At 70.7% G+C, this 25,309-nt stretch carries 25 protein-coding genes; 9 read left to right on the forward strand and 16 right to left on the reverse strand.

The window, feature by feature from the left end; all coding sequences use genetic code 11:
• Positions 1-2: 2 nt before the first annotated feature.
• The 4 genes from AB0H54_RS06920 to rfbD all read right to left on the reverse strand — a co-directional run bounded on the left by AB0H54_RS06920 (position 3) and on the right by rfbD (position 3,809).
• Complete coding sequence (locus tag AB0H54_RS06920) at positions 3-785, reverse strand: FHA domain-containing protein (RefSeq protein WP_357343362.1); 783 nt, start codon at positions 783-785, stop codon at positions 3-5.
• Positions 786-929: 144 nt separating this feature from the next.
• Entirely contained in the window at positions 930-2,009 is a 1,080-nt protein-coding gene (locus AB0H54_RS06925; protein ID WP_355276186.1) for an NDP-sugar synthase, read from the reverse strand.
• 34 nt (positions 2,010-2,043) lie between these two features.
• Entirely contained in the window at positions 2,044-2,940 is an 897-nt protein-coding gene (locus AB0H54_RS06930; RefSeq protein ID WP_355276184.1) for a glycosyltransferase family 2 protein, read from the reverse strand.
• Between the two features lie 11 nt (positions 2,941-2,951).
• The gene (rfbD, locus tag AB0H54_RS06935; protein WP_357343364.1) at positions 2,952-3,809 is read right to left on the reverse strand and encodes a dTDP-4-dehydrorhamnose reductase; all 858 of its coding nucleotides are present in this window, start codon (positions 3,807-3,809) and stop codon (positions 2,952-2,954) included.
• A gap of 225 nt (positions 3,810-4,034) precedes the next feature.
• On the opposite strand from rfbD, the gene AB0H54_RS06940 reads away from it, so the two are divergent.
• From AB0H54_RS06940 to AB0H54_RS06950, 3 genes are all read left to right on the forward strand, one after another.
• Complete coding sequence (locus AB0H54_RS06940) at positions 4,035-5,453, forward strand: LCP family protein (RefSeq protein ID WP_357344237.1); 1,419 nt, start codon at positions 4,035-4,037, stop codon at positions 5,451-5,453.
• A 3-nt stretch (positions 5,454-5,456) separates the two neighbouring features.
• Positions 5,457-6,170 (forward strand): TIGR03089 family protein, encoded by a 714-nt coding sequence (locus AB0H54_RS06945; RefSeq protein ID WP_357343366.1) that lies wholly within the window; start codon positions 5,457-5,459, stop codon positions 6,168-6,170.
• 115 nt (positions 6,171-6,285) lie between these two features.
• Positions 6,286-7,614, forward strand: a complete 1,329-nt coding sequence (locus AB0H54_RS06950) for a cytochrome P450 (RefSeq protein WP_357343368.1) — start codon at positions 6,286-6,288, stop codon at positions 7,612-7,614.
• Positions 7,615-7,709: 95 nt separating this feature from the next.
• Here AB0H54_RS06950 and AB0H54_RS06955 read toward each other — a convergent pair whose 3' ends face one another.
• The gene (locus AB0H54_RS06955) at positions 7,710-8,408 is read right to left on the reverse strand and encodes a response regulator (RefSeq protein WP_357343370.1); all 699 of its coding nucleotides are present in this window, start codon (positions 8,406-8,408) and stop codon (positions 7,710-7,712) included.
• Positions 8,405-9,958 carry a sensor histidine kinase gene (locus tag AB0H54_RS06960; protein WP_357343372.1) on the reverse strand — a complete coding sequence of 518 codons (1,554 nt, stop codon included), beginning with the start codon at positions 9,956-9,958 and terminating at the stop codon, positions 8,405-8,407. The genes AB0H54_RS06955 and AB0H54_RS06960 overlap by 4 nt, the downstream gene beginning before the upstream one ends.
• 77 nt (positions 9,959-10,035) lie before the next feature.
• Between AB0H54_RS06960 and AB0H54_RS06965 the strand changes: the two genes are divergently transcribed.
• Positions 10,036-11,388, forward strand: coding sequence for a cation:dicarboxylase symporter family transporter (locus tag AB0H54_RS06965; protein ID WP_357343374.1), 1,353 nt, complete (start codon positions 10,036-10,038; stop codon positions 11,386-11,388).
• Positions 11,389-11,439: 51 nt separating this feature from the next.
• On the opposite strand, the gene AB0H54_RS06970 is transcribed toward AB0H54_RS06965, so the two are convergent.
• Both AB0H54_RS06970 and AB0H54_RS06975 read right to left on the reverse strand, forming a co-directional pair.
• Positions 11,440-11,658 carry a DUF4287 domain-containing protein gene (locus tag AB0H54_RS06970; RefSeq protein ID WP_357343376.1) on the reverse strand — a complete coding sequence of 73 codons (219 nt, stop codon included), beginning with the start codon at positions 11,656-11,658 and terminating at the stop codon, positions 11,440-11,442.
• A gap of 78 nt (positions 11,659-11,736) precedes the next feature.
• Entirely contained in the window at positions 11,737-12,165 is a 429-nt protein-coding gene (locus tag AB0H54_RS06975; RefSeq protein ID WP_357343378.1) for a DUF4267 domain-containing protein, read from the reverse strand.
• 110 nt (positions 12,166-12,275) lie between these two features.
• On the opposite strand from AB0H54_RS06975, the gene AB0H54_RS06980 reads away from it, so the two are divergent.
• Positions 12,276-12,851, forward strand: a complete 576-nt coding sequence (locus AB0H54_RS06980; protein WP_355276171.1) for a TetR/AcrR family transcriptional regulator — start codon at positions 12,276-12,278, stop codon at positions 12,849-12,851.
• A 96-nt stretch (positions 12,852-12,947) separates the two neighbouring features.
• Positions 12,948-14,417 (forward strand): NAD(P)/FAD-dependent oxidoreductase, encoded by a 1,470-nt coding sequence (locus AB0H54_RS06985; RefSeq protein ID WP_357343381.1) that lies wholly within the window; start codon positions 12,948-12,950, stop codon positions 14,415-14,417.
• Between the two features lies 1 nt (position 14,418).
• On the opposite strand, the gene AB0H54_RS06990 is transcribed toward AB0H54_RS06985, so the two are convergent.
• The 8 genes from AB0H54_RS06990 to AB0H54_RS07025 form a co-directional block, all read right to left on the reverse strand.
• A complete protein-coding gene (locus AB0H54_RS06990) occupies positions 14,419-15,357 on the reverse strand; it encodes a cation transporter (RefSeq protein ID WP_357343382.1) in 939 nt (312 codons plus the stop codon).
• Positions 15,358-15,473: 116 nt separating this feature from the next.
• A complete protein-coding gene (locus tag AB0H54_RS06995) occupies positions 15,474-16,394 on the reverse strand; it encodes a cation diffusion facilitator family transporter (protein WP_357343384.1) in 921 nt (306 codons plus the stop codon).
• 82 nt (positions 16,395-16,476) lie between these two features.
• Positions 16,477-17,697, reverse strand: a complete 1,221-nt coding sequence (manA, locus tag AB0H54_RS07000) for a mannose-6-phosphate isomerase, class I (protein WP_355276166.1) — start codon at positions 17,695-17,697, stop codon at positions 16,477-16,479.
• Complete coding sequence (locus AB0H54_RS07005; RefSeq protein WP_355276164.1) at positions 17,697-18,920, reverse strand: tobH protein; 1,224 nt, start codon at positions 18,918-18,920, stop codon at positions 17,697-17,699. The genes manA and AB0H54_RS07005 overlap by 1 nt, the downstream gene beginning before the upstream one ends.
• Positions 18,921-19,035: 115 nt before the next feature.
• Positions 19,036-20,415: a phosphomannomutase/phosphoglucomutase gene (locus AB0H54_RS07010; RefSeq protein WP_357343386.1), complete on the reverse strand. Its 1,380-nt coding sequence runs from the start codon at positions 20,413-20,415 to the stop codon at positions 19,036-19,038.
• Between the two features lie 102 nt (positions 20,416-20,517).
• Positions 20,518-20,892 (reverse strand): DUF3499 domain-containing protein, encoded by a 375-nt coding sequence (locus AB0H54_RS07015; RefSeq protein WP_355276550.1) that lies wholly within the window; start codon positions 20,890-20,892, stop codon positions 20,518-20,520.
• Between the two features lie 84 nt (positions 20,893-20,976).
• Positions 20,977-21,459: a metallopeptidase family protein gene (locus tag AB0H54_RS07020; RefSeq protein WP_218718623.1), complete on the reverse strand. Its 483-nt coding sequence runs from the start codon at positions 21,457-21,459 to the stop codon at positions 20,977-20,979.
• Between the two features lie 146 nt (positions 21,460-21,605).
• Entirely contained in the window at positions 21,606-21,839 is a 234-nt protein-coding gene (locus AB0H54_RS07025) for a WhiB family transcriptional regulator (RefSeq protein WP_133733920.1), read from the reverse strand.
• Positions 21,840-22,339: 500 nt separating this feature from the next.
• Here AB0H54_RS07025 and cofD point away from each other — a divergent pair, with 500 nt between their 5' ends.
• Genes cofD through AB0H54_RS07040 form a run of 3 tightly spaced genes read left to right on the forward strand, consistent with a single transcriptional unit; the run spans position 22,340 to position 25,190 of the window.
• Complete coding sequence (gene cofD, locus AB0H54_RS07030; protein ID WP_355276160.1) at positions 22,340-23,326, forward strand: 2-phospho-L-lactate transferase; 987 nt, start codon at positions 22,340-22,342, stop codon at positions 23,324-23,326.
• Entirely contained in the window at positions 23,323-24,669 is a 1,347-nt protein-coding gene (locus AB0H54_RS07035) for a coenzyme F420-0:L-glutamate ligase (RefSeq protein ID WP_357343389.1), read from the forward strand. The genes cofD and AB0H54_RS07035 overlap by 4 nt, the downstream gene beginning before the upstream one ends.
• Complete coding sequence (locus AB0H54_RS07040) at positions 24,666-25,190, forward strand: NUDIX domain-containing protein (protein ID WP_357343391.1); 525 nt, start codon at positions 24,666-24,668, stop codon at positions 25,188-25,190. The genes AB0H54_RS07035 and AB0H54_RS07040 overlap by 4 nt, the downstream gene beginning before the upstream one ends.
• Positions 25,191-25,309 lie beyond the last annotated feature (119 nt).

Raw genomic sequence — 25,309 nt, forward strand, 5'->3', positions numbered from 1 at the left:
CCTTATCTGACGAACGGTGAGTTCCACGCGTGCCGTGGGTCCCGGTCGACCTTGCGGACGCGGGCGGCCGCGACGATCCACATGATCAGGCCGATGATCAGCAGGAACTGACCGACGAAGGCCACCGCGAAGCAGATCAACCCGGCGGGCATGCCGAGGCTCGTGTCGGGGCCGAAGAACAGCATCCCGTCGGGCGGCCCTGCGCTCGCATCGCCGAACGTGTCGTTCAGCTCGCTGATCCCGTCGATCAGGAAGTACGCGTAGCCGATTCCGCCGCCGACCAGCATGAACAGGCCGATCCAGAACACCCAGCGTGCCTTGGTCCTGGATGCCGCGACCGCGCGCAGGAAACTCTCGCGCTGCTCGATGTAGCTGTTGATCTGATCGCGCCCGACATTGTTGATCTGGTGCCCGGTCTGCCGCTCCACCGTGAAGGTGACCGGGTCCGGCGGTGGCCTGCGTACGGCCGAACTCGGCATCGTCACGGTGGGTGGCCCCTGCTCGAAGCGCGCGTCGACATTGCCGAAGGTGAGGATGTCGCCGTCGCGCAGCGGGCGCAGACCCGCGATCAGCTCACCGTCGACCCTGGTGCCGTTGGCGGAACCGAGGTCCTCCACGGTGGCGCGACCGGCGGTGAGATCGATGGCCGCGTGCGCGGCGCTGAGATAGCGGTCGTCGAGGCGCAGGTCCGCCCGCGCGCCGCGGCCGATCAGCTGCCGACCAGCGGTGAGCGGCAGAACAGTACCCGCCAGTTCCTGCGGGTGGAGGATGACGAGCCTCTCCATACCGCGAATGTTCGCAGGGTCGAGAACCGCCACGCCTGAGTACTTCACTACCTGTATCGGGGCTCCGACCAGGTGATTTTGTCGCGGAAACCAACACCGCGGTGGCCACCGACCGACAGTCGGCGGCTACCGCGGTGGAACGGATCAGACGTCGGTGGAGAAGCGGATGCCGCCGTCGGGGATCTCCACACCCGGCCACACCCTGGCACCGCGCAGCAGTTCACAGCGGGCGCCGATATTCGCGCCGTCGCCGATCACGCCGTCGCGGACCAGCGCGCGCGGACCGATCCGGGCGCCGAAGCCGACGATGGAGCGTTCGACGGTCGCGCCCGCTTCGACGATCGCGCCGTCGAAGATGACCGCGCCGTCCAGGCGGGCACCGGCACCGATCTCGGCGCCGCGGCCGACCACGGTGCCGCCGATGAGCAGCGCGCCAGGAGCGACGCCCGCACCGGGATGCACCAGCGACTCACCCCGCTGGCCCGGCAGCGCGGGCGAGGGGGCGATGCCGCGGACCAGGTCGGCCGAGCCGCGCACGAAGTCCTCCGGGGTGCCCATGTCGCGCCAGTAGGAGGCGTCGACGTGGCCCTGCACCCGCGCGCCCTCGGCCAGCAGCGCGGGGAAGACCTCGCGCTCGACCGAGACCGGGCGACCGGTCGGGATCTTCTCGATGTACTCGCGGCGGAACACGTAGCAGCCCGCGTTGATCTGGTCGGTCGGCGGATCCTGGGTCTTCTCCAGGAACGCGGTGACCCGGCCGTCGGCGTCGGTCGGCACGCAGCCGAAGGCGCGCGGGTCGCTGACCCGGACCAGGTGCAGGGTGACGTCGGCGTTGGTCGACTCGTGGGTGTCGAGGATCGCGCCCAGATCGGTGCCGCCGAGGACGTCGCCGTTGAACACCATGACGTTGTCCGCGCGCAGCTTGGGCAGCACGTTGCGGATACCGCCGCCGGTGCCCAGCGGCTCGGTCTCGGTGACGTACTCGAGCTCGAGCCCGAGTTCGGAGCCGTCACCGAAGTGCTCTTCGAACACCTCGGCCTTGAACGAGGTACCCAGCACCACGTGGGTGATCCCGGCCTCGGCGATGCGGGCCAGCAGGTGGGTCAGGAACGGCAGCCCGGCCGTCGGCAGCATCGGCTTGGGCGCCGAGAGGGTGAGCGGACGCAGCCGCGTGCCCTGTCCGCCGACGAGGATGACCGCGTCGGTGCCTGAGTTGCCTGCCATCGAGTTTCCCCTGTTCACAGTGACGGCGCCCACGTCAGGCGCCGGTGCGCGCTTTCTCGCGCAGCGCCGATCGAACCGCAATCCGGGAGCGAACCGCAAGTCCGGCGCGCAGTGCGCCCCGCAACGGCGCCTGCCACCAGTGCGGATGCCGGTCGGCCTGGAAGCGGTAGGCGCTGGCGTGGTGGGCGGGCAGCATCAGTTCGGGATGCTTGCCCGCGGCGTGGCCCTTGGCGTGGGTCACCTCGGCGTCGGGGACGAACACATTGTGCCAGCCCGCCTTGCCCATGCGGTCACCGAAGTCGACGTCCTCCATGTACATGAAGTAGCGCGAGTCGAAGCCGTCGATGGTGTCGAAGGCGGCCCGGCGGACCAGCAGGCAGGAGCCGGACAGCCAGCCGACCACCCGCTCGGAGATCTCCTCGTTCTCCTGCCGGTAGCGCACCGACCAGGGGTTCTTCGGCCAGATCGTGCCCAGGATGGCGTGGCCCGCGCCGTCGGCGAGGCCGGGGACCCGGCGCGCGGACGGGTAGACGCTGCCGTCGGGCTCACGCACCATCGGCCCGAACGCGCCGGCCCGGGGCCAGCGCTGGGCGGCCGCGAGCATCTTGTCGATGGAATCGACGCCCCACCGGATGTCCGGGTTGGCCAGGATCACGAACTCGATCGACGGGTCGATCTCGGCGACGGCCCGGTTGATGGCGCCGCCGTAGCCGATGTTGCCGCCGGTCCGCAGCAGCCGCACGTGCGAGTTGGCCTCGGCGACGAGCTCGGGCACGCCGTCGGTCGAGCCGTTGTCGGCCAGGATCACCTGCGGCTTCTCGCTGGTGGCGTCGGCCAGGGTGGTGATGAAGTGCTCGAGGTGCTCGCCCGGTGAATAAGTCACCGTGACGACGGCAAGGCCCGCAGGGGCCGCGGAATCGGCTGCGTTCACGACTGGGCAGCCTAGTCGGACAGACGCCGGAGTGCGTCGGCTAGTGCGGAACGCCAAGGCCGCAACGGGGTGAGACCGGCCGCGTCCCACGCCGCGGGGGACAGCACCGAATAGGACGGTCGCGGTGCGGGTCTGGGAAAGGCGCTCGAATCGCACGGCAGCACCCGCGCCGGATCCGCCCCGATCTCGGTGAAGACGGCGACGGCCAGATCGAACCAGGTGGCGGTGCCGGAATTGGTGGCGTGCAGCACCCGAGGCGCGGCGGGCCGGGTGCTCAGCTCGAGCAGCGCGGCCGCGAGATCGGCGGCGCTGGTGGGGGAGCCGAGCTGGTCGTCGACCACGGTGACGGTCTCGCGTTCGCGTTCCAGCCTGCGCATGGTCGCGACGAAATCCCCCTCGACACCGGAGTACACCCAGGCGGTGCGCACGACCTGCGCGTCGGGGCTCAGCTCCAGCACCGCCCGCTCGCCGGCCAGCTTCGACTGGCCGTAGACCGTCGCCGGTCCGGTGGGGTCGTCCGGTTCGTAGGGCGTGCTCGCGGTGCCGGGGAAGACGTAGTCGGTGGACACGTGGATCAGCCGGGCCCCCGCCGCGGCGCAGGCGGCGGCCAGCACGGCGGGGCCGGTGGCATTGGCGGCGAAGGCGGCGTCGCGATCGGATTCGGCGGCGTCGACCGCGGTGTAGGCGGCGCAGTTGAGCACCACCGCGCCCGGGCGCAGGACGGCGTCGACGGCCGCGCGATCGGTGATATCGAGCTCGGCCCTGCCGTAGCCCGACGCCGCGGGCGCGAGCCGCAGGATCTCTCGCCCCAGCAGGCCACGCGCTCCGGTTACGATCAGCCGGGAGGGGACGGGGAAATCGGGGTTCACGCGGCCAGTCTGGCACGCCGGAACACCTGCGGTTCGGCGTGACTGTGGTAACTGTTGGTTAGCCTGTGATGGCCGGTTTCGGTGGACGAGCCCAGGCACACGAGATGGTGGGGTTTGCCGGGGATTCGGAGCCGAGCGCGGAGTTCGTCGAGAGGATCACGAGTGCGAGAGTCGACACGACCACCCACGGTCGCCACCCAGACCGGTGCCGGTCCGGTGCAGGTGATGGTGGCGATCGCGGCGGTGCTGGTGCTCGCCCTCACCGGATTCGCGTGGCGCAGTGTCGACAATCTGATCGCCAATATCGATCGCATCGGTGGTCTCGGGCTCGGCGGCGGTCGCGACGGCGCGGTCGACATCCTGCTCGTCGGCGTCGACAGCCGCACCGACGCGCACGGCAACCCGCTGACCTCGGCCGAGCGCGCGATGCTGCACGCGGGCGACGAGGTGGGCACCAATACCGACACCATCGTGCTGGTCCGGGTGCCCAACGACGGCCGCTCGGCCACCGCGATCTCGATCCCGCGCGACTCCTACGTCGACGTGCCCGGCCAGGGCAAGGCCAAGATCAACTCCGCCTACGGCTCCACCAAGGAGGCCGAACGCGCCAAGCTGCTGGCCAAGGGCAGCTCCGAGGCCGACGCCGAACGCGAGTCGACCAAGTCGGGCAGGCAGGCGCTGATCAAGTCCGTGGCCTCGCTCACCGGCATCACCGTCGACCATTACGCCGAGGTCAGTCTGCTCGGCTTCGTGCTGCTCACCGATGCCGTCGGCGGGGTCGAGGTGTGCCTGAACAACGCGGTGGACGAATGGATGTCGGGCGCGGACTTCCCGGCCGGGCAGCAGCGTCTGGACGGTCAGCAGGCGCTGAGTTTCGTGCGCCAGCGGCACGGGCTGCCGCGCGGTGACATCGATCGCATCGTGCGTCAGCAGGTGTTCATGGCCCAGCTGGTCGGCCAGTTGCTCAATGCCAAGATCCTGGCGAATCCGGGCAAGCTCGGCGAGATCAGCGAGGCGGTCGGGCGCACGGTGGTGCTCGACGAGGACTGGGACGTGCTGGCCTTCCTGCAGCAGCTCAAGGATCTGTCCGGCGGCAAGGTGGAATTCGAGACCATCCCGGTCGCCGACCTCAACAGCATGACCTCGGCGGGCGAATCGGTGGTCCGGGTCGAGCCGAAGGCGGTGCAGGACTACGTCGCCGGGCTCGTCGGCGAGGAGAAGAAGGGCGGCGGCGACGCGCCGAAGCTCGACCCGTCGACGGTGACGGTGAGCGTGTTCAACGCGGGCGGCAAGGCCGGGCTGGCCGCCAAGGTGTCGAGCGCGTTGACCGGCAAGGGTTTCCGCGAGGGCCTGGTGGGCAATTACTCCGGAGGCAGCGTGAGTTCGAGCCGGGTGCTCGCCGCGGACGCCGGGGATCCGAAGGCCGCGGCGGTGGCCGAGGCACTGGGCGGTCTCACCGTGGTCGCGGATCCGTCACTGTCGGCGGATACCGTGAGCGTGGTGCTGGCGAGCGACTATTCTGGTCCGGGCTCGGCCGCGGCAGGCATGTTCGATTTCGACGGAACATCCTCGGCGACCGCGACGCCAGTACCGCCAGCCCCGCCGATCGACGCAGGCCAGAACGGACCGAAATGCGTGAACTGACCCATGCGTGAGCCGAACTCGACCCTCACCGACGTCCTCCTCGACCCGATCCTCGAACGCGACCCGGCCGGTCCGCGCGTCACCTGGTACGACGACGCCACCGGCGCCCGCATCGAGCTGTCGGGCCTGACGCTGGCCAACTGGGCCGCCAAGACCGCCAATCTGCTGCGCGACGAGTTCGCGCTCAGTCCCGGCGCCAGGGTCGCCGTGCTGCTGCCGGCGCACTGGCAGACCGCGGCCGTGCTGCTCGGCTGCTGGTGGGCGGGCACCGAGGTGGTGCTCACCCCCGATCCCGACGCCGACCTCGCCCTGGTCACCCCCGACCGGCTCGACGACGCCGACGGCGTCGACGAGGTGGCGGTGCTGTCGCTGGACGCGATGGGCACGCCGGTGCGCGATGTCCCGGTCGGCGTCACCGATTTCGCGACCGCGGTCCGCGTGCACGGCGACCAGTTCCTGCCCGGTGGCTTCCGGGCCGCGCTCGACGGGCTCTCGGTGGGCGAGGTGCTCGCCGAGGCCAGGAAGTCGGCGGCGCTCCAGGGGATCTCCGCCGGTGACCGGGTGCTGTCGAGCGCGCCGTGGGAGACCGTGACCGAGCTGATCGACGGCTACATCGCGGTGCTGTACGCCGGTGCCTCGCTGGTCCAGGTCGTCAATCCCGACCCGGCCGCCGTGGAGCATCGGGCCACCACCGAGCGGGTCACCGTCCGGCGCTGACCCGGGCCGCGTCTCCTACCCAGGTATAGGTCGATCTCCGACTGGAACACGTTCCGCCGGCGTGCCGGTAGCCGTACGGTGGAGGCATCCATTCGGCAGAGCGGCAGGGGTGGCGATGAACGCGCAGTACTGGTTGCGATGGTCGGCCGAGCACGGAGCGCCACGGGCGGTCCTGCGCTGGCAGGTGCGCAAGGGTGACCCGTTCGCCATCCTGCTCAGTGGACAGCGCGGCCTGCACGACCCCTACCCGCTGATCGACGAACTCCGCGCGCCCGGCGGACTGCTGCGGACCCCGCTGTCCTACGCGGCCTTCGACCACGGCCAGGTGCGGGCCATCCTGCGCGACACCCGATTCGGCGTGCGGCAGGCACTCGGCGGCGATCTGCCGGGACCGTGGCGCAAGCTGGCCGCGCTGGTCACGCTGCCGCCCAACCCGGTCGAGCCGCCGTCGATGCTGGTCCTCGATCCGCCCGAGCACACGAGGATGCGCAAGCCGGTGGCCTCGGCGTTCACCCCGCGCGCCATCGCCCGGCTGCGGGATCGGGTGGAGGTGGTCACCGCCGAACTGCTCGACGCGATGCCTGCGCACGGATCGGTCGACCTGATCACCGATTTCGCCGCCAGGGTGCCGATCGCGATCATCGCCGACATGCTCGGCTTCCCCGCCGCCGACCGCGACCTGTTCCTGCGCTGGGGCGACCGGGTGACACCGCTGCTCGACATCGGCACCGCGTGGCGCACCTACCGGGGCGCGATGGTCGCGATCGAATCGATGGACGACTACCTGGCCGCCCACATCGCCCAGCTGCGCCGCGACCCCGGCGAGGACATCCTCTCGACCCTGGTCCGCTCCGGCGACCTGGACCTGCGCGAACTCCAGGCGGGCGCGAGCCTGCTGATGGGCGCCGGTTTCGAGACCACCGTCAACCTGATCGGCAACGCCATCGCGGCGCTGTCGGCCAACCCCGATCAGCTCGCGCTCGCCCAGGCCGATCCCGACCGCTGGTCCGACGTGGTGGAGGAGACCCTGCGCTTCGACCCGCCGGTGCAGACCACCGCGCGCCAGGCGCTCGAGGACGTCGAGATCGACGGCGTCACGGTGCGGGAGGGCCACACGGTCATCCTGTCGCTGGCGGGTGCCAACCGCGACCCCGCCGTCTTCGCCGACCCGCACCGCTTCGACATCGATCGCCCGAACCTGCGCGAACACGTCGCCTTCAGCAGCGGCATCCACGCCTGCCTCGGCGCCAGCCTGGCCAGGATGGAAGCCGTGCATGCGTTGCGCGCGCTCTACACCCGCTACCCGAACCTGCGGCTGCGCGAGGCGCCGGTACGGCGAAACCTGTTCACCCTGCACGGTTTCGAGCACATGCCGGTCGACCTCGGTCCGGTCGCGCGGACCCCGGCACCGGACGATTTGGCAGGCGCCGCGCACCTGTCTTGATCCGGTGCGGGCCGGATGACCGCTGCGGGCAGGTGCTCGAGCTGCGTCGGCCGTCGACACCCGACCGCGTGAAACGGCTCCCCGTGCCCGGCGGTCTACGCGCCGGCGCGCCAGCGGTAGCGGGTCTTGGGGCGGCCGGCGCGGCCGTAATCGGCTCGGCGCTCGGCCAATCCGTCGTCGGCGAGCTTCTCCAGGTAGCGCCACGCGGTGATACGGGAGACGCCGACGGCCGCGGCGGCATCGGTCGCGGTGATGCCGGACTCGGCCGAGCGCACGGCCCGCGAGACCTCCTCGAGCGTGTGCTGCACCACGCCTTTCGGCGCGCCGGCCCGCTGGTCCGCGGTGCGCAGGGCGCCGAGAGCGCGGTCGATGTCGTACTGCGACAGGGCGGCCTCGCCCGCGGGGAGCGCGGTGTCGAAATCGCGGTAGCGCTCCAGCTTCTCGCGGAACGCGGCGAAGGTGAACGGCTTGAGCAGATACAGCACCACGCCGTGTGCCACGGCATTGCGCACCATGGTCAGCTCGCGGGCGGAGGTGATCGCGATGACGTCCGGCCGCGGTTCGAGACCGTTGAGCGCGGCGGCCACCTCGAGTCCGCTGATGTCGGGCAGACCGATGTCCATCAGCACCAGGTGGAACGGGTTGCTGTCCGCGATCGCCTCGGCGGCCAGGGTGAGCGCGTCGCGACCGGTGTGCGCGACGCCGCCGGTGACGAACCCGTCGAGCCGCTCGAGATAGGCCCGGTGGGCCTGGGCGATCAACGGCTCGTCCTCGACGATCAGGACCCGGATCATGTCTTCTCCCTCAGCGGAATGCGAACGTTGACCGCGCTGTGTGGTGCGGCCGTGGTGGTGATGGCGCCGCCGTGCCGATCGACGAGGCGGTGCACGAGTGCCAGGCCGAGTCCGGCGTGGTCGGTCTTGGTGGTGTAGCCGCGTTCGGCGGCCCGCGAGAACATCTGCGCCGACATGCCGGGTCCGCTGTCGGCGACCCGGACCACCAGCTCGCCGTCACAGTGGAACACCGACACCTCGACCCGCTTGTCGACGGTGCCCGCCGCGGCGTCGATCGCGTTGTCGACCAGGTTGCCGACCAGCGTCACCGTCTCCTGCGCCGAGAGCGGATCGGTGGAGTCCAGCGCGGTGTCCTCGCTGATCGCCAGGCTCACCCCGCGCTCGGCGGCCTGGTCGACCTTGCCCAGCAGCAGCGCGGCCAGCGCCGCGTCCCCGACGGCGGACAGCAGCCGGTCGATCAGGACCTGCGAGAGCCGCAACTCCGCGGTGGCGAAGGCGACGGCCTCCTCCGGGCGGCCCAGCTCGACCATGGTGACGACGGTGTGCAGCTTGTTGGCCGCCTCGTGCGCCTGCGCCCGCAGCGACTCGGCGAACCCGCGCACCGAGTCGAGCTCGCCGAGCACCGCGCGCAGTTCGGTCTGATCGCGGATGGTCAGCACGGTGCCGATCGGGCGGCCCTCCCAGCTGACCACGTCCTGGTTGACCAGCAGCACCCGGTCGGTGGTCACGTGCGTCTCGTCGCGCACCACGCCCCAGCGCATCTGCTGCAGCGAGGTCGGCAGGTCGGTGCGGTGCACCGGGCCGTCGGGCAGGTCGAGCAGGGTGCGCGCCTGATCGTTGACCACCTCGGCGGGCCCCGGCGCGGTCCCGAACACCACCAGGCCCTCGTGCACCGAGTGCAGGACCGCGTCGTGGTGCTCGTAGAGCGCGCGCAGCTCGTCGGGGGCCAGGCCGTGGGTCTGGCGGCGCAGTCTGCGGCTGATCAGAAACGACGAGCACGCGGCCAGCGCGAGCCCGGCCGCGGAGACGCCGAGGATCACCGGCACCTGCGAGGCCACCTGGGTGCCGATCCTGGCCCTGGTGACCCCGGCCGAGACCAGCGCGACCACCCGGCCGCTGTCGTAGACCGGGGTGACCGCGCGGATCGACGGTCCGAGCGAACCGGTGAAGGTCTCGGTGAGCGTCTGCCCGGCCAGGGCCGCGTCGATGCTGCCGGTGAACGGTTTGCCGATCATGTCGGGATTGGTGTGGGTGTAGCGGGTGCGATCCGGCGCCATCACCACGATGAAGTCCATGCCGGTGTCGACGCGGATGCGCTCGGTGGTGGGTTGCAGCAGTCCGCTGGGGTAGGGCGAGTTGACCGCGGCCAGCGTCGACGGTGCGCGCGCCACGGTCACCGCCACGTCGCGGACCTGCAGTTCGGTGGCCACGTCGTGGTCGTGGCGGGCGTCGAGGACCGCCAGGATGGTCCCGGTCCCGATCATCAGGGCCAGCACCACCAGCTGCCAGACGAAGGCCTGCCCGGCGAGCGACAGCCGCACTCGTCGCATCTTGCCCTCCGACCTCGTCTTGAACGTTATGCACCAAATGTGATGGGAGTCACAGTGGTTCCGGATGATTGTGCGCCATGAGCACAACCGCCGCACCATCGCGGAAACGCGACCATACCCATTGGCTGTACATCGCGGTGATCTTCGCGGTCCTTGCGGGCATCCTGGTCGGCCGGCTGGCGCCGGAATTCGGTCAGTCGCTGGCGCCGCTGGGCACCCTGTTCGTGAACCTGATCAAGATGATGATCGCACCCGTCATCTTCTGCACGATCGTCCTGGGCATCGGATCGGTGCGCGCGGCCGCCACCGTCGGCAAGGTCGGTGGCCTGGCCATCGCCTATTTCCTGGCGATGTCGACGGTCGCGCTCGGCATCGGGCTCGTCGTCGGGAACCTGATCGAGCCGGGCACCGGACTGGGCGCCGGCACCGCGGGCGCTGGCGCGAAGTACGCCGAGCAGGCGCACGGCGCGGGCGGCACCTGGGACTTCATCCAGGCCATCGTGCCGACGACGCTGGTGTCGTCGCTGACCGCGGGCAGCGTGCTGCAGGCGCTGTTCGTCGCGCTGCTGGTCGGGTTCGCGGTGCAGGCGATGGGGGAGGCGGGCGCGCCGATCCTGCGGGCGGTCGCGCTCGGGCAGAAGCTGGTGTTCCGGATCCTGTCGATGATCCTGTGGCTGGCCCCGATCGGCGCGTTCGGCGCGATCGCCAACGTTGTGGGCCGCACCGGCTGGTCGGCGGTCGTGCAGCTGGCGACGCTGATGATCGCGTTCTACCTGACCTGCCTGGTGTTCGTCTTCGGCGTGCTCGGGGTGGTGCTGCGCCTGGTCTCGGGGATGTCGATCCTGAAGCTGTGCCGGTATCTGGCGCGCGAGTACCTGCTGATCGTGGCGACCTCGTCCTCGGAGTCGGCGCTGCCCCGGCTGGTGGCGAAGATGGAGCACGCGGGCGTGGAGCGCACGACGGTGGGTGTCGTTGTGCCGACGGGATATTCGTTCAATCTCGACGGCACCGCGATCTACCTGACCATGGCCTCGATCTTCATCGCCGACGCGATGGGCAAGCCGCTGAGCCTGGGGGAGCAGATCGGCCTGCTGCTGTTCATGATCATCGCGTCCAAGGGCGCCGCGGGGGTCACCGGCGCGGGCCTGGCCACGCTCGCCGGTGGCCTGCAGAGTCACCGTCCGGAACTGCTCGACGGTGTCGGCCTGATCGTCGGCATCGACCGCTTCATGTCCGAAGCCCGTGCGCTGACGAACTTCTCGGGCAACGCGGTCGCCACCCTGCTCATCGGCACCTGGACCAAGACCGTCGACGCCGATCGCGCCCGCCGGGTCCTCGATCGCGAACTGCCCTTCGACGAGGAGACGATGGTCGACGACCATCCGGTCGACGTCGCGGAACCGGAGCCGAAACCCGTTCCGGTGTCGTGACCGACGCGAAAGGCCCCGCGGTGCTCGCGGGGCCTTCCGGTGGGCGCGGGATCAGGCGCGCGCCCACTTGTCCGGGTTCAGGTGGTACTGCACCAGGGCGGTCGCGTGCCCGTGGCCGAGACCGTGCTCGGTCTTGAGCCAGGTCACCAGCGCCGCGTGCTTGGTCTCCGTGGCCGCGCCGAGGAGGGTCAGCCACTCGTCGACGGTGCGGCCGTACTTGGCCTCGATGGTGGGGAAGTAGGACGCGGGGCCGTGCGGTGCGTTCGCCATGGTGGTTCCTCCTCGGTGGTTGCTCGTTGTCGGTGAAGACGGTGGGGCGGCGCGGTATTCATCGCATAGTGACCGGCGTCACGCCGCGACGGCGACCCGCTGGTCGACGGTGGTGTTGGTGCCGGTGCGGTGCTCGCGGAGCAGCAGTCCGCCGGCCAGGGCGACGAGCACGGCCGTGAAGCCGTGGATGCCGAAGGCGGCGGCGGGGGAGCCGTCCCAGCTCAGCACCGTGAGCATGTCGCCGGCCGGGATCAGGGCCAGCACCAGCATCGTGATGCCGAGCGCGAAGCGCTGGCGGGCGGCCAGCAGCGCGATGATCAGGAGGCCGCTGACGGTATCGCGCACGCCCTTGAGATTCAGGAAGGCCACCGCGTCGCCCTGGGGCCAGGTGGGCAGGCCGAAGCCAGTGGCGATGGTTTCCGGGGTGATCAGGTAGCTCAGGCCGATGTAGAGGATGAACGCCGCGCCGAGTGCGGAGAGGGCGGTGGCGGTGCGCGAGACGGTCATGGTGTGCTCCTGGTCTGTATTGCTCTGCTCTGAAATCTAGCGTTGCTAGGTGATGAGAGAACGATAGCGTGCGCCCCGCTCTCTTGTCTAGCGTTGCTAGAATTTCGAGCATGAGCACGCAAACCCGTAGGGAACGCGAACGCGCCCAGCGACATCAGCAGATCATCGACACGGCCAGGGAGCTGGCCGAGGCGGAGGGCTGGGACGCGGTCACCATCCGCAAACTGGCCGACCGCATCGAGTACAGCCAGCCGGTGCTCTACAGCCACTTCGCCAACAAGGCCGCCATCGTCGGCGCCGTCGCTCTGCAGGGCTGCGTGGAACTGGCCGAGCAGGTGCGCCTGGCCAGGGAGAGCGCGACCGACCGCACCGAGATGTTCGACAAGGTCGCCCGCGCCTACCTCGACTTCGCCGCCGCCAACCCGGCCCGCTACGACGCGATCTTCGTGCTCACCACCGATCTCACCTTCGGCCTGGACGCCCCGCAGCCGCTGCGCGACGCCTTCGCCGGCCTCGAGGCGATGTTCAGCTCGGGCGCCGAGGGCGACGAACTCGGCGCGCGCACCGAGGTGGCCTGGGCTTCCATGCACGGCATCGCCACGCTGGAACGCAGCGGCAGGCTGCGCCCCGAGCTGCGCGAGCGGCGGATCGCCCTGCTGGTCGAGAGCTGGGCCGCGTTCGCCTGAGGTGACCGACGACTCGTCGGCCGCGGTCCGCGCGCCGCGTAGGTTGGAGTCGACGGCGCAGGTCGCCCGCGGCGGCCGAGGGCGAAGGGACAGCGGATGGCTGAGGTCGTGGTAGTCGGGTCGGGGCCCAACGGCTTGGCCGCGGCGGTGATCGCGGCGCGCGCCGGGCTCTCGGTGCGGGTGCTCGAGGCTCAGGAACAGCCGGGCGGCGGGTCACGGACCGCCGAGCTCACCCTGCCGGGCTTCCACCACGACATCTGCGCCGGCGCCCATCCGATGGCGTTGGCCTCGCCCTTCTTTCGCGCGTTCGACCTCCCGGCGCACGGCGTCGACCTGCTGACCCCCACCATCTCCTACGCGCACCCGCTCGACGGCGGCAGCGCCGGGTTGGCGTGGCGCAACCTCGAATCCACGATCGCCGACCTGGGGCGCGACGGTCCGGCCTGGCGTGCGCTGTTCGGTCCGCTGGTCGAGCACTGGCCCGACGTGGTCGACCTGGCCATGTCGGATCTGCGGCATCCGCCGACCCGGATTCCCACCGCCGTCCGCTTCGGCCTGCGCCTGCTCGAACAGGGTTCGCCCCTGTGGAACAACCGCTTCCACGACGAGGTCGCGCCCGCGCTGCTGACCGGCGTCGCCGCCCATGCGATCACCCCGCCGCGCGCGCTGCCCGCGGTCGGTGCCGCCCTGCTGCTCGGCACCCTGGCCCACGCGGGCGGCTGGGTGATTCCGCGCGGCGGCAGCCAGGCGATCCCGAACGCGCTGATCGCCGAGCTGGAACGGCTCGGCGGCGAGATCGTCACCGGACACCGGGTCGACGACTTCGCGGAACTCGCGCGGGCGCGCGCCGTGCTGTTCGACACCTCGCCCGCCGAACTCCTGCGCATCGCCGGGGATCGCCTGCCCTCGCGGTATCGCGAGCGCCTCGGCCGGTTCCGCTACGGCGGGGCCGCCTGCAAGGTCGACTTCGCGCTGTCGGGTCCGGTGCCGTGGACCGCGCCCGGCTGCGAGCTGGCGGGCACCCTGCACCTGGTCGGCACCCGCGCCGAGGCGATGCGGGCCGAACGCCGTGTCGCCGCGGGCGAATTCGCGGAGCGACCGTATGTGCTGGCGATCCAGCCCGGTGTCGTCGACCCCACCCGGGCCCCCGCTGGAAAGCACACCTTCTACACCTACGCCCACGTCCCCAACGGCTCCGACCGCGATATCAGTGAGACCGTGATCGCCCAGGTCGAGCGGTTCGCCCCCGGCTTCCGCGAGCTGATCCTGGCGAAACACGTGACCCCGGCGGCCTTCATGCCCGCGCACAACGCCAACTATGTCGGCGGCGACATCTCCGCGGGCGCGATGACCCTGCGCCAGACCGCCTTCCGCCCGCTGGCCCGCTGGAACCCCTACGCCACCCCGATCCCCGGCACCTACCTGTGCTCGTCGTCGACCCCACCCGGCCCCGGCGTGCACGGCATGCCCGGCCTGCACGCCGCCCGCCACCTGCTGCGCACCCGCTTCGGCATCGTCACCGACCCGCTGGACCTCCTGCGCGGCGCGGCCCCCGCCTACCACTGAATCAGGGTGTCGCGCGGGCCGATTCGGGCCGGAAGACGTCGGGTTCCAGGTAGACGGTGCAGACGTGTGGCGCTGCCACCCGGATGCGGTGGTCGGCGTCGTCGATGGCGGCGCCCACCTCGCTGATGTCGAGCCCGGGGCGCATCGCGATCTTGGCGTTCACCAGCAGATCCTCCGGGCCGAGGTACTGGGTCTGGATCCGGACGACCCGCACGATGCGGGGATCGGCGAGCAGGGCGCCGCGAATCGCGGTGTCCTCCTTGGCCGTGGCGCCCTCGCCGATGAGCAGGCTCTTGGTCTCGACGATCAGCACGATCGCGTTCACGCCGAGCAGCAGGCCGATCAACAGGGTGCCGATGCCGTCCCACACCCCGTTGCCGGTGAGCATCGTCAGGCTCACCCCGGCCAGCGCGAATACCAGGCCGATCAGCGCGCCCAGGTCCTCGAGCAGCACCACCGGCAGCTCGGGATTGCGGGTGGTGCGGATGAAATGCCACCAGCCGCGCTCGCCCTTCAACGGCGCGGACTGCTTGCGCGCGGTGCGGAAACTGAAGCCCTCGAGCACCATCGACACCAGCAGGATCACGATCGCGACCGACGGCGACTCGATCCCGTGCGGCGACATGATCTTGTGGATCGCCTCGTTCACCGCGAACAGCGAGCCCATGGTGAACAGCACCAGCGCGACGACGAACGAATAGAAGTACCGGTTGCGCGAATACCCGAACGGGTGCAGCGTGTCCGGGTCCCGGCCCGCCCGATGCTGCCCGACCAGCAGCAGCGCCTCGTTGGCGGTGTCGGCCACCGAGTGCACGGCCTCGGCGAGCATCGACGACGAGCCGGTGATGAACGCGCCGATGAACTTCGCGGTCATGATGCCCGCGTTCGCCGCCAGCGCGGCGACGATCGCGATCTTGCTCTCTCCACCCGCACCGGCCATGGCACCGAACCGTACCCGCTCGACCGCGCCGGACCACCCCGGCGCGAGGACGTGTCGACCGACGCGAATCGCCGCCGTCCCGGGTGGGACGACGGCGATTCGGTGCGCCGGACGGATCAGACGGACTGGGTCCGGTACAGATCGGGCTCCAGGTAGATCAGCCGCGCGGTGGGCACCGCGGCGCGCACCCGCACCTCGGCGGAGTCGATGGCCTCGGCGATCTCGGCGATGTCGAGGTCCGGCGCGATCGCGACCTTGGCGGCGACCAGCATCTCCTCCGGGCCCAGGTACTCGGTCTTGAGGTGGATCACCGAGGTGATCTTCGCGCCGTCGACCAGGTTGGCGCGGATGGCGTCGTCCTGCTCCGGGGTCGCGCCCTCGCCGATCAGCAGGCTCTTCATCTCCACGATCAGCACGACCGCGATGACGCCGAGCAGCACACCGATGGCCAGGGTGCCGATGCCGTCGAAGATCGGATCATCGGTGATCATGGTCAGGCCGACCGCGCCGAACGCGATCACCAGACCGATGAGCGCGCCGGTGTCCTCGAGCAGCACCACCGGCAGCTCGGGGCTGCGCGAGTTGCGGATGAACCGCCACCAGCTGGCGTCGCCCTTGAGCGGCCTGGACTCGCGGACCGCGGTGATGAAACTGAAGGTCTCCAAGCCGATCGCGATGCCGAGGATGACGATCGCGACGATCGGCTGACTCAGTTCCTCGGGATGCTGGACCTTGTGGATGCCCTCGTAGATCGCGTACACCGAGCCGAGGGTGAACAGCACCAGGGCGACGACGAAGGAGTAGAAGTAGCGGTTGCGCCCGTACCCGAACTGATGCAGCTCGTCGGCGTCCTTGGCCGCCGCGCGCTGACCGTAGAGCAGCAGACCCTGGTTGGCCGTGTCGGCGACCGAGTGCACCGCCTCCGCCATCATCGACGCCGATCCGGTGATCGCGGCGCCGACGAACTTCGACACCGCGATTCCCGCGTTGGCCGTCAACGCGGCGATGATCGCCTTCTTGCCACCACCAGCCGACATACCCGGCCCGCCCTTCTCTCCGCTGTACACGCTTGTGCCCGCAACAGCCTAGAGGGAGGGGAGTGAAAAGTGCGCTTCGGCGTCAGTTCCCGGCGCCGACGCAGGCGCTGAACAGCTGCGCGGCCCCGCCGATCGCGCGGGCCTTGATCTCGGTGTCGGCCGCGGAGATCCACGCCGCGCTGCCGCAAGCGATGGTGAGCGCGCGCCCGTTCTGGGACAGCTCGACGGTGCCCTCGGTGCACAGCACGATGCCGGGCCCGGCGTCGGCCAGCGCCACCGGCTCGGCGTCGGCGGACAGATCGAACCGGCACAGCGCGAACTCCGGTGCGGGCGTGCGATACCGGACGCCACCGTCGGCACCGAGCTCCGGTTCGATCACCGGCAGGTCGATCGGCTCGAAGTCGAGCACCCGCAGCAGTTCCGGCACGTCGACGTGCTTGGGGGTGAGGCCGCCGCGCAACACGTTGTCGGAGTTGGCCATGATCTCCACGCCGACGCCACGCAGGTAGGCGTGCAGGTTGCCCGCGTCGAGGTAGAGGGCCTGGCCCGGCTCCAGCGTCAGCCGGTTCAGCAGCAGCGCGGCCAGCACGCCCGCGTCGCCGGGGTAGGCCTCGGCCAGCTCCAGCGCGGTGCGCACCTCGGCGGTGAAGGCGCGATCGCCCTTGCCGGACAGGTAGCGCACGCAGCCCTCGAGCACCGCGGGCAGCAGCGCCGACAGCGCCGCCGCGGGCAGCGTGATCCAGGTGGTGAACAGTGTGCGCAGCCCGGCCGAATCGGGCTGGGCGGCAAGCAGTTCGCCGTAGATGTTGAGGCCGGGCACGTCCAGGGCACGCAGCAGGTCGACGGTGCGGTGCGGGTCGCGGAATCCGGCCAGCGCCTCGAACCGGCCCAGCGCCACCACGAGTTCGGGCTTGTGGCTGTCGTCGCGGTAGTTGCGCATGGGCGAGTCCAGCGGCACCCCGGTGCGGTTCTCCCGTTCGAAGCCGGCTCGCGCCTGCGCCGAGCTGGGGTGGGCCTGCAGCGACAGCGGTTCCTCGGCGGCGAGGATCTTCAGCAGGAACGGCAGCCGGGTGCCGAAGGTGTCGGCGACGGCGCCCAGTTCTCGCGCCGGGTCGGCGGCGACGACCTCGAGCAACGAGCGGGTGCCGTCGGCGACCTTCACGTGGGCCGGGTCGGCGGGATGGGCGCCGAACCACAGTTCGGCTTCCGGATGCGCCGACGGCACCGGCCGACCGCACAACTGAGCGAGCGCGGTGCGCGATCCCCAGGCGTAGGAACGCAGCGCACCAACGAGTTCCTGCACTAGTAGCGTCCCCCGTCGTGGTATGGGTCCGGGCCGGGCGCGGCCGGGCCGCGCGCCCCCGTCAGCCGGAGATAGGCAGCCGCCATGTCCAGGCGCAAGGCCAGCACCGCCAGCTGCTCGATCTCGCTGCCGTGTCCGCCCCCTGCGGCGGAGGTGGCGGCGGCGCTGTCCGTGGTCGGGGCCGACCCCGGCTCGGCCAGCTGGGTCTGCAGCACGTCGACGTCGGCGTGCACCAGATCGGCGTCGACGAGCCCGCCGCCGACACCGTCGAACACCGCGAGCTTGCGCCGGGCGGCGGCCTGATCGGGATGCACGCTCAGCGCGAGCACCCGCACCCGGTCGACCGGGGCCGGACCGTCGAGTTCCTCGTCGTGGAAGAGCGGATCGAAACCCGGTGCGGCGCCACCGGCCGCCTCGGCCAGCCGCCCGACGGCGGCGACCGTGTCGGCCAGATCGGCGGCCGCGGCGAGCCTGCCCGCCGACTGCAGCAGCACCTCGGCGCCGTGCCCGGCCAGCTCGACCGCGGCGGGGGAATCCCCGGCGAGGACGACGCCGACCCCGTGCATCCGCGCGGCCAGCGTCTTGGCCGGATTGTGGAAGACCTCGTTGTGCGGGCCGTCGCGCAGCGCCTCGGCGTCGAGCATGTCGGCCAGTTCGGTCAGGTCGGGGGTGGCGGGCACGCTGCGCTGGGCGTCGACCCCGCGCAGCACCGCGATGCCGACGGCGAGGAAGCGCAGCAGCCGGTTGTGGTCGAGGACGGGCACGCGCGGTTCGAGCACGGTCGCGCGACCGGCGGCCACCGCGCGCAGCGGACCCTCGTTGGGCGCGGCGACGATGACCTCGGCACTGCGGCGCAGCGCGCGGTCGACGGCATCGATCAGGCGCGGGTCGCCCGCGTCGTCGCCTGCCACCAGCACCACGTCGAGCGGACCGACCCACGGCGGCAGCGCGGTGACGGGCACGATCGGTAGCCCGGCCCGGTCGCCGAGGGTGGCGACCAGCAGGCCGGCGGCGCGGGCCGCCCGGCCCGAACCGGAGACGAGGACCAGGCTGCGCGGACGCAGCTCGGCGAGGCGTTCGGTGAGCGAGGTTTCGGCCACCGCCGCGGCCGTGGCGCGGACCTGCGCACCGCCCGAAGCCGCCGAACGCAAGGCGCCGCCGGTATCGGCCGCCTCCAGCGACGCGGCATCGTCGAGGTCGAATACGGGTGTGCCAGCGATCATCGCCGATCCCACCTCCCCTCATCGCGCTGTGTCGTCTGCCGGCGAGCCGTCGGCGAATACCAGGTCTGTGATTCCACTATTCCAGTCGGCACCGGTACTGGTTTCATTTTCCCAGTCAGGCGCGGACGATGCTCAGAATCTCGGTCACGAGTGCGTTTACTTCGGCCTGCGATCCGGCTTCGACGTTGAGTCGAAGCAGCGGTTCGGTATTCGAGGCGCGCAGATTGAACCAGGCGTGGTCGCCGAGGTCGACGGTGACGCCGTCGAGGCGGTCCACCGAGACGGTCCGGTCGGCGAACGCGGCGAGCACCGCGGCGGTGCGCTCGGCGGCGTCGGCCACGGTCGAGTTGATCTCGCCGGAGGCGGCGTAGACGTCGTAGGCGGCCATCAGCTCCGAGACCGGACGCGGACCCTCACCGAGGGCGGCCAGCACGTGCAGCGCGGCCAGCATGCCCGAATCGGCACCCCAGAAATCGCGGAAGTAGTAGTGCGCGGAGTGCTCGCCGCCGAAGACCGCGCCCTCCGACGCCATCTCCTGCTTGATGAACGAGTGACCGACGCGAGTGCGCACCGGCTTGCCGCCCAGCTCCTCCACCAGCTCGGGCACCGCGCGCGAGGTGATCAGGTTGTGGATGATCGTCGCGCCCGGCTCCTTGGCGAGCTCGCGCTGGGCCACCAGCGCGGTGATCGCGGACGGGGAGACCGGCTCGCCGCGCTCGTCGACGACGAAGCAGCGGTCGGCGTCGCCGTCGAAGGCCAGGCCGATGTCGGCGCCGCTGCGGCGCACCAGCTCCTGCAGGTCGACCAGGTTCTTCGGGTCGAGCGGGTTGGCCTCGTGGTTGGGGAACGAGCCGTCGAGTTCGAAGTACAGCGGCACGATGGTGACCGGGCCGAGCGTGCCGAGGACGGCGGGCACGGTGTGGCCGCCCATGCCGTTGCCCGCGTCGACCGCGATGGTCAGCGGGCGGATGTCGTCGAGGTCGACCAGCTCGCGCAGGAAGCTCGCGTAGTCGGCCAGCAGGTCGGTGCTCGTCTCGGTGCCTGGCGTGCCGTCGAAGGCGGGCACGCCGGCGACGATCTCGGCCGAGATGGTGGCCAGCCCGGTGTCCTGGCCGACCGGCAGCGCGTTCGCGCGACACAGCTTGATGCCGTTGTAGCGGGCCGGATTGTGGCTGGCGGTGAACATGGCGCCGGGGCAGCCGAGCTTGCCCGAGGCGAAGTAGAGCTGGTCGGTCGAGGCCAGGCCGATGTGCACCACGTCAAGGCCCTGGGCCCGCACGCCCGCGGCGAAGGCCGCCGACAGGTCGGGGGAGGACTCGCGCATGTCGTGGCCGATCACGACCCGGGTCGCGCCTTCGGCGCGCATCAGCCGGGCGAAGGAGGCGCCGACATCCCCGACGAATTCCGCGTCGATCTGTTCGCCCACCACTCCGCGGACGTCATAAGCCTTGATCACGGCGTTCACGAGTTCGCCGGAGCGCGCGACAGTCGTCATGGCTCTCACCCTAGTGGTGCGCGCCCGGTGGTTTCGCATGTACCTGGGCGCGGGGACGGTGACCAGCGGATTTCCGGTCCGGTTTCGCGAGGAGCGGACGGCCTACGGGTCGGGGAGGACGCGCAGATGGCCGCGGCGGCCGGTCCGCGTGGTGCGCGGCGGCGGGGTCGAGCTGTCGCGGTAGCCGGGCTGATCGGCGTCGGCGGGGCGGCGGCGCAGGCCCGCTTCGCGCACGGCCTCGGCCAGGGCGGTCAGATCGTCGTCGTCGGGTGTGCTCGAGGAGAATCCGCCTTCGTGGCGCACCAGTTCCCAGCCCTTGGGGGCGGTGATGCGGCAGGCGTGGGTCTCGCACAGATCCCAGGAGTGCGGTTCGGCGACGGTGGCCAGTGGTCCGACGACGGCGGTCGAGTCGGAGTACACATACGTCAGCGTCGCTACAGCCGGGTTCTTGCAGCCGGGTCGGCAGCAACGACGCATGGGGATCACGACGTCGAGATTAGCCCTCCGGCCCGCAAAAGTGGATACGGACACGCGGTGATACGTCCCGTTATCGGCGGGTCGTTATTCGGGCTCGGGATCGATCAGGTCCGGGTCGACGCCGAGATAGGTGGCGATCTGCTGGACGAGGACCTCGCGCAGCAGTTCGACGAGATCGTCCGGATCGGCGGCGCGCAGCTCCAGCGGCTTGCGGAACAGCACCACCCTGGCGCGGGTGGCCGCGCCGTGCCGGTCGACGCCCGCGGGGATCAACCGCGACAGCGGCACCGGCCCGTCGGCCACCACCTCGTCCGGCCAGGTGACCGAATCAGGGTGCAGCGGACGGATTTTCGGTACGTCGTCGACGGCGATGTCGAGCTTGGTGAGGCGATCGTGCCAGCGGGTGTCCAGCGGGGCGAAGGCCTCGAGCACCAGCCGGTCGAATTTCTGCCCCCTCGTGCGCCACGCGGGAACGGTGGGCGGGAGCATGGGTCCACGGACACCACGGCCGCGGCGGGTCACCGAGCGGGCGGTGGGCGCCGGGGTATGACGCCGGGAACGTGCCATGGGAGTCGTCCACCTTTCTCGCGTGCACCTGGTCGTGCCCGTCGAGCCTGGGGACGGCGCGACTACTGGGCGTGCGCCCGAAGCACCGACGTACTGCGCCTGCGTGCTCCGGGCTGGAGCCTCAGAGTCTACTTTCGAACATTCTCTCAGCCGATTCCGCGCTTCAGCCTGCGACGCTCTCGTTCCGAGAGACCGCCCCAGATACCGAAACGTTCGTCGTGCGCCAGTGCGTATTCCAGGCACTGATCGCGCACCTCGCAGCCCAGGCAGATGCGCTTGGCCTCACGGGTCGAGCCGCCCTTCTCGGGGAAGAACGCCTCGGGGTCTGTCTGAGCGCACAGAGCGCGCTCCTGCCACTGCTCTTCGATGGACTCGAACATCTCGTCGAAGCCCGTCACGACCAGACTCAGCCGGGGGGCCGCGACTTCGCTTACCACGTCCGGTTCCGGCCAGCTCGTGTCGGCGCAGACAGCGTGAGCTGCGCCTGCTGTGGAATCGGTCGGCGAGACCATGTCTTCGGTCATCGTTCCGCCTCCTCACTATGTGTTAGCGCAGAAAGATTCTTTCCGCCGGGCCAACGCGGACCCCGACGGCCGAACACCGCGATGTAGTCTCGCGGGCTTCCCCGAACCTGTCTTCCGGCGAGCCAACACCCTCTCGCAAACGCCCCCGCGCTATGCCCTATCGCGGTGACCGGAATGACATGTCTGTGATTAGACACGCCGCACTCGCCGGTGGTCAACCCGCCGTCACCCTTCCGTTACACTCCGCACCCGCCTTTCGTTTTGATCTTGTTATGTGCTGTGGCAAATGACCAGCAACTTTGCCGGAATTCGCCGCGAAATCAATCGGCTACCCCCACCGCTTAGGCTGTGACCCTGTGACTGCACAACACGCGGTGCGCGAGCCCAAGATCGCCGTTCTGGTCGGCGGCGTCGGCGGTGCACGGTTCCTGCAAGGCGTCAGGCAGCTGCTGCCCGATGCCGACATCTCCGCCATCGTCAACGTCGGCGACGACGTCTGGATGCACGGGCTTCGCATCTGTCCCGACCTCGACACCTGCATGTACACCCTCGGTGGCGGCATCGACCCCGAGCGCGGGTGGGGCCACGCGAACGAGACCTGGCACGCGAAAGAGGAGCTGGCCAAGTACAACGCCCAGCCCGATTGGTTCGGCCTCGGCGATCGCGATATCGCCACCCATCTCATCCGCACCGAGATGCTGCGCGCCGGATATCCGCTGTCCGCGGTCACCGAGGCGCTGTGCAATCGGTGGCAACCGGGCGTGCGCCTGATTCCGGCTACCGACGATCGCTGTGAAACCCACGTCGTCGTCAGCGATCCCGACAACGCCGGCGAACGTCGCGCGATCCACTTCCAGGAATGGTGGGTGCGGTACCGCGCGGCGCTCCCGACGCACGGATTCGCCTCGATCGGTGCCGAACAGGCCGCCCCGGCCCCGGATGTGACCGAAATCATAGCGTCCGCCGACGCGGTGTTGCTGGCCCCGTCTAACCCCGTCGTGAGCATCGGCGCGATCCTCGCCGTGCCCGGGATCAGGGGCGCGTTGCGCACCACCGAGGCGAAGGTCATCGGCCTGTCGCCGGTGATCGACGGAAAGCCGTTGCGCGGCATGGCCGATGAGTGCCTGTCGGTGATCGGCGTGGAATCCACCGCCGAGGCGATCGGGCGGCACTACGGCGCCCGCTCGGCCACCGGCATCCTCGACGGCTGGCTGGTGCACTCCACCGACACCGCCGACGTGCCCGGCGTCGAGGTGCGCAGCGTGCCGCTGCTGATGACCGACCCCGAAGCCACGGCCGAGATGGCCCGTGCCGCACTGGAATTGGCGGGAGTGAAGCCGTGAGCGTACTGCCCGACCACGCGGCCGACGAGCTGCGCATCCTGCCGGTGACCGGCCTGCCGGAGTTCCGGCCCGGCGACGACGTCGCCGAACACCTTGCCGCACAGGCGCCGTGGCTGGCCGACGGCGACGTCGTCGTGGTCACCAGCAAGATCGTCTCCAAGGCCGAGGGCCGCATCGTCGCCGCGCCGACCGATCCGGAGGAGCGCGACACCGCCCGCCGCAAGCTGGTCGACGACGAGGCGGTGCGGGTGCTCGCCCGCAAGGGCCGCACCCTCATCACCGAGAACCGGCTCGGCATCGTGCAGGCCGCGTCCGGCGTCGACGGTTCGAACGTGGCCGAGGGCGAACTGGTGCTGCTGCCGACCGATCCCGACGCCAGCGCCAAGTCGCTGCGGGCCGCGCTGGCCCAGCGGCTCGGGGTGAACGTGGCCGTGGTCATCACCGACACCATGGGCCGGGCCTGGCGCAACGGCCAGATCGACGCCGCGATCGGCGCGGCCGGGCTGCGCGTGCTGCACGACTACGCGGGCGCGGTCGACGGCCAGGGCAACGAACTGCACGTCACCCAGGTGGCCGTCGCCGACGAACTCGCCGCCGCCGCCGACCTGGTCAAGGGCAAGCTCGGCGGCGTCCCGGTCGCGGTGGTGCGCGGCCTGGCGACCGACGACGACGGATCGAGCGCGGCTGCGCTGCTGCGCGGCGGCATCGACGACCTGTTCTGGCTCGGCACCGCCGAGGCGATCGAGATGGGCCGCAAAGAGGCTGTGCCGCTGCGGCGTTCGGTCCGCGCCTTCGCCGACGAGCCGGTCGACCCGGAACGGATCAGGGCCGCCGTCGCGGTCGGGCTGACGGCGCCCGCACCGCATCACACCCGCCCGGTGCGCTTCGTCTGGCTGCGCAAGCCGAAGCTGCGCGCCCAGCTGCTCGAGGCGATGGCCGAGCAGTGGCGCGCCGATCTGGCCGCCGACGGGCTCGACCCCGAGCGGGTGGAGCGCCGGGTCGCGCGCGGGCGCATCCTGTTCGACGCCCCCGAGGTGATCATCCCGTTCTGCGTGCCCGACGGCGCGCACGACTATCCCGACGCCCGTCGCCAGGCCGCCGAGCAGACCATGTTCACGGTCGCGGTCGGCGCCGCGGTGCAGGGCCTGCTGGTGGCGCTGGCCGCCGACGGCCTCGGCAGCTGCTGGATCGGGTCGACGATCTTCGCCCCCGAGCTGGTCCGCGAGACCCTGGGCCTGGACGAGGACTGGATGCCGTTGGGCGCCATCGCGATCGGTGTGCCGCTCGACGAACCCGCGCCACGGACGGTCGGCTCGCCGGGCGCGGGCCTGGTCGAACTGTGAGCGCGGAGTCGCTGCACGCCTCGGCCACCGAGCTGCTCACCGACTGGCAGCCGGAGTCCGGCCAGGACCGGTCGCTGCGTGAGGCGATGCTGGCGTTTCTCGGTTCGGCGCCGCGTGGGTGCCTGCGCGAGCACGCGCCGGGGCACATCACCGCCTCGGCGATCGTGCTCTCGCACGACCGCAGCGAGATCCTGCTGACCCTGCATCCGCGGGTGGGCCGCTGGATCCAGCTCGGCGGGCACTGCGAGCCGGGGGACGAGACGGTCGCCGACGCCGCGCTGCGCGAGGCGGTGGAGGAGTCGGGCATCGCGGACCTGCGTCTGACGCCGGGTCTGTACGGCGCGCAGGCGCACCCGATCACCTGCTCGCTCGGGGTGCCGACGCGGCACCTTGACCTGCTGTTCGAGATCGTCGCGCCGCCGGGCGCGGTGCCCGTTCGCAGCGCCGAGTCGACGGATCTGCGGTGGTGGCCGGTGGCCGGGCTACCGGCCGGTGCCGATGTCCTGCTGGCGGGCGTATAGGACCCTGAATAGGTCTCCGACCTGCGATGACAGCGATCGTGCCCAGGTGGGCACGGTCGCTGTTCCGTTATCCGACTGTTGCAGCTTTACAAATCTGCGAATTTGTCTAGACGCCGGAC

It is taken from the genome of Nocardia sp. NPDC050718 (genome assembly GCF_040654235.1).
GTDB lineage: Bacteria > Actinomycetota > Actinomycetes > Mycobacteriales > Mycobacteriaceae > Nocardia.

Excerpts from the sequence above, each read along its gene's own strand:
- AB0H54_RS06955 (WP_357343370.1), bottom strand. The coding sequence starts at position 8,408 with ATGATCCGGGTCCTGATCGTCGAGGACGAGCCGTTGATCGCCCAGGCC.
- AB0H54_RS06920 (WP_357343362.1), bottom strand. The coding sequence starts at position 785 with ATGGAGAGGCTCGTCATCCTCCACCCGCAGGAACTGGCGGGTACTGTT.
- AB0H54_RS06970 (WP_357343376.1), bottom strand. The coding sequence starts at position 11,658 with ATGGCGAACGCACCGCACGGCCCCGCGTCCTACTTCCCCACCATCGAG.
- AB0H54_RS06975 (WP_357343378.1), bottom strand. The coding sequence starts at position 12,165 with ATGACCGTCTCGCGCACCGCCACCGCCCTCTCCGCACTCGGCGCGGCG.
- AB0H54_RS06950 (WP_357343368.1), top strand. The coding sequence starts at position 6,286 with ATGAACGCGCAGTACTGGTTGCGATGGTCGGCCGAGCACGGAGCGCCA.
- AB0H54_RS07010 (WP_357343386.1), bottom strand. The coding sequence starts at position 20,415 with ATGACGACTGTCGCGCGCTCCGGCGAACTCGTGAACGCCGTGATCAAG.
- AB0H54_RS07015 (WP_355276550.1), bottom strand. The coding sequence starts at position 20,892 with ATGCGTCGTTGCTGCCGACCCGGCTGCAAGAACCCGGCTGTAGCGACG.
- AB0H54_RS06965 (WP_357343374.1), top strand. The coding sequence starts at position 10,036 with ATGAGCACAACCGCCGCACCATCGCGGAAACGCGACCATACCCATTGG.
- AB0H54_RS06925 (WP_355276186.1), bottom strand. The coding sequence starts at position 2,009 with ATGGCAGGCAACTCAGGCACCGACGCGGTCATCCTCGTCGGCGGACAG.
- AB0H54_RS06940 (WP_357344237.1), top strand. The coding sequence starts at position 4,035 with ATGGTGGCGATCGCGGCGGTGCTGGTGCTCGCCCTCACCGGATTCGCG.
- AB0H54_RS07005 (WP_355276164.1), bottom strand. The coding sequence starts at position 18,920 with ATGATCGCTGGCACACCCGTATTCGACCTCGACGATGCCGCGTCGCTG.
- AB0H54_RS06980 (WP_355276171.1), top strand. The coding sequence starts at position 12,276 with ATGAGCACGCAAACCCGTAGGGAACGCGAACGCGCCCAGCGACATCAG.
- AB0H54_RS07020 (WP_218718623.1), bottom strand. The coding sequence starts at position 21,459 with ATGGCACGTTCCCGGCGTCATACCCCGGCGCCCACCGCCCGCTCGGTG.
- AB0H54_RS06945 (WP_357343366.1), top strand. The coding sequence starts at position 5,457 with ATGCGTGAGCCGAACTCGACCCTCACCGACGTCCTCCTCGACCCGATC.
- AB0H54_RS06990 (WP_357343382.1), bottom strand. The coding sequence starts at position 15,357 with ATGGCCGGTGCGGGTGGAGAGAGCAAGATCGCGATCGTCGCCGCGCTG.
- AB0H54_RS07025 (WP_133733920.1), bottom strand. The coding sequence starts at position 21,839 with ATGTTCGAGTCCATCGAAGAGCAGTGGCAGGAGCGCGCTCTGTGCGCT.
- AB0H54_RS06995 (WP_357343384.1), bottom strand. The coding sequence starts at position 16,394 with ATGTCGGCTGGTGGTGGCAAGAAGGCGATCATCGCCGCGTTGACGGCC.
- AB0H54_RS06960 (WP_357343372.1), bottom strand. The coding sequence starts at position 9,958 with ATGCGACGAGTGCGGCTGTCGCTCGCCGGGCAGGCCTTCGTCTGGCAG.
- AB0H54_RS06985 (WP_357343381.1), top strand. The coding sequence starts at position 12,948 with ATGGCTGAGGTCGTGGTAGTCGGGTCGGGGCCCAACGGCTTGGCCGCG.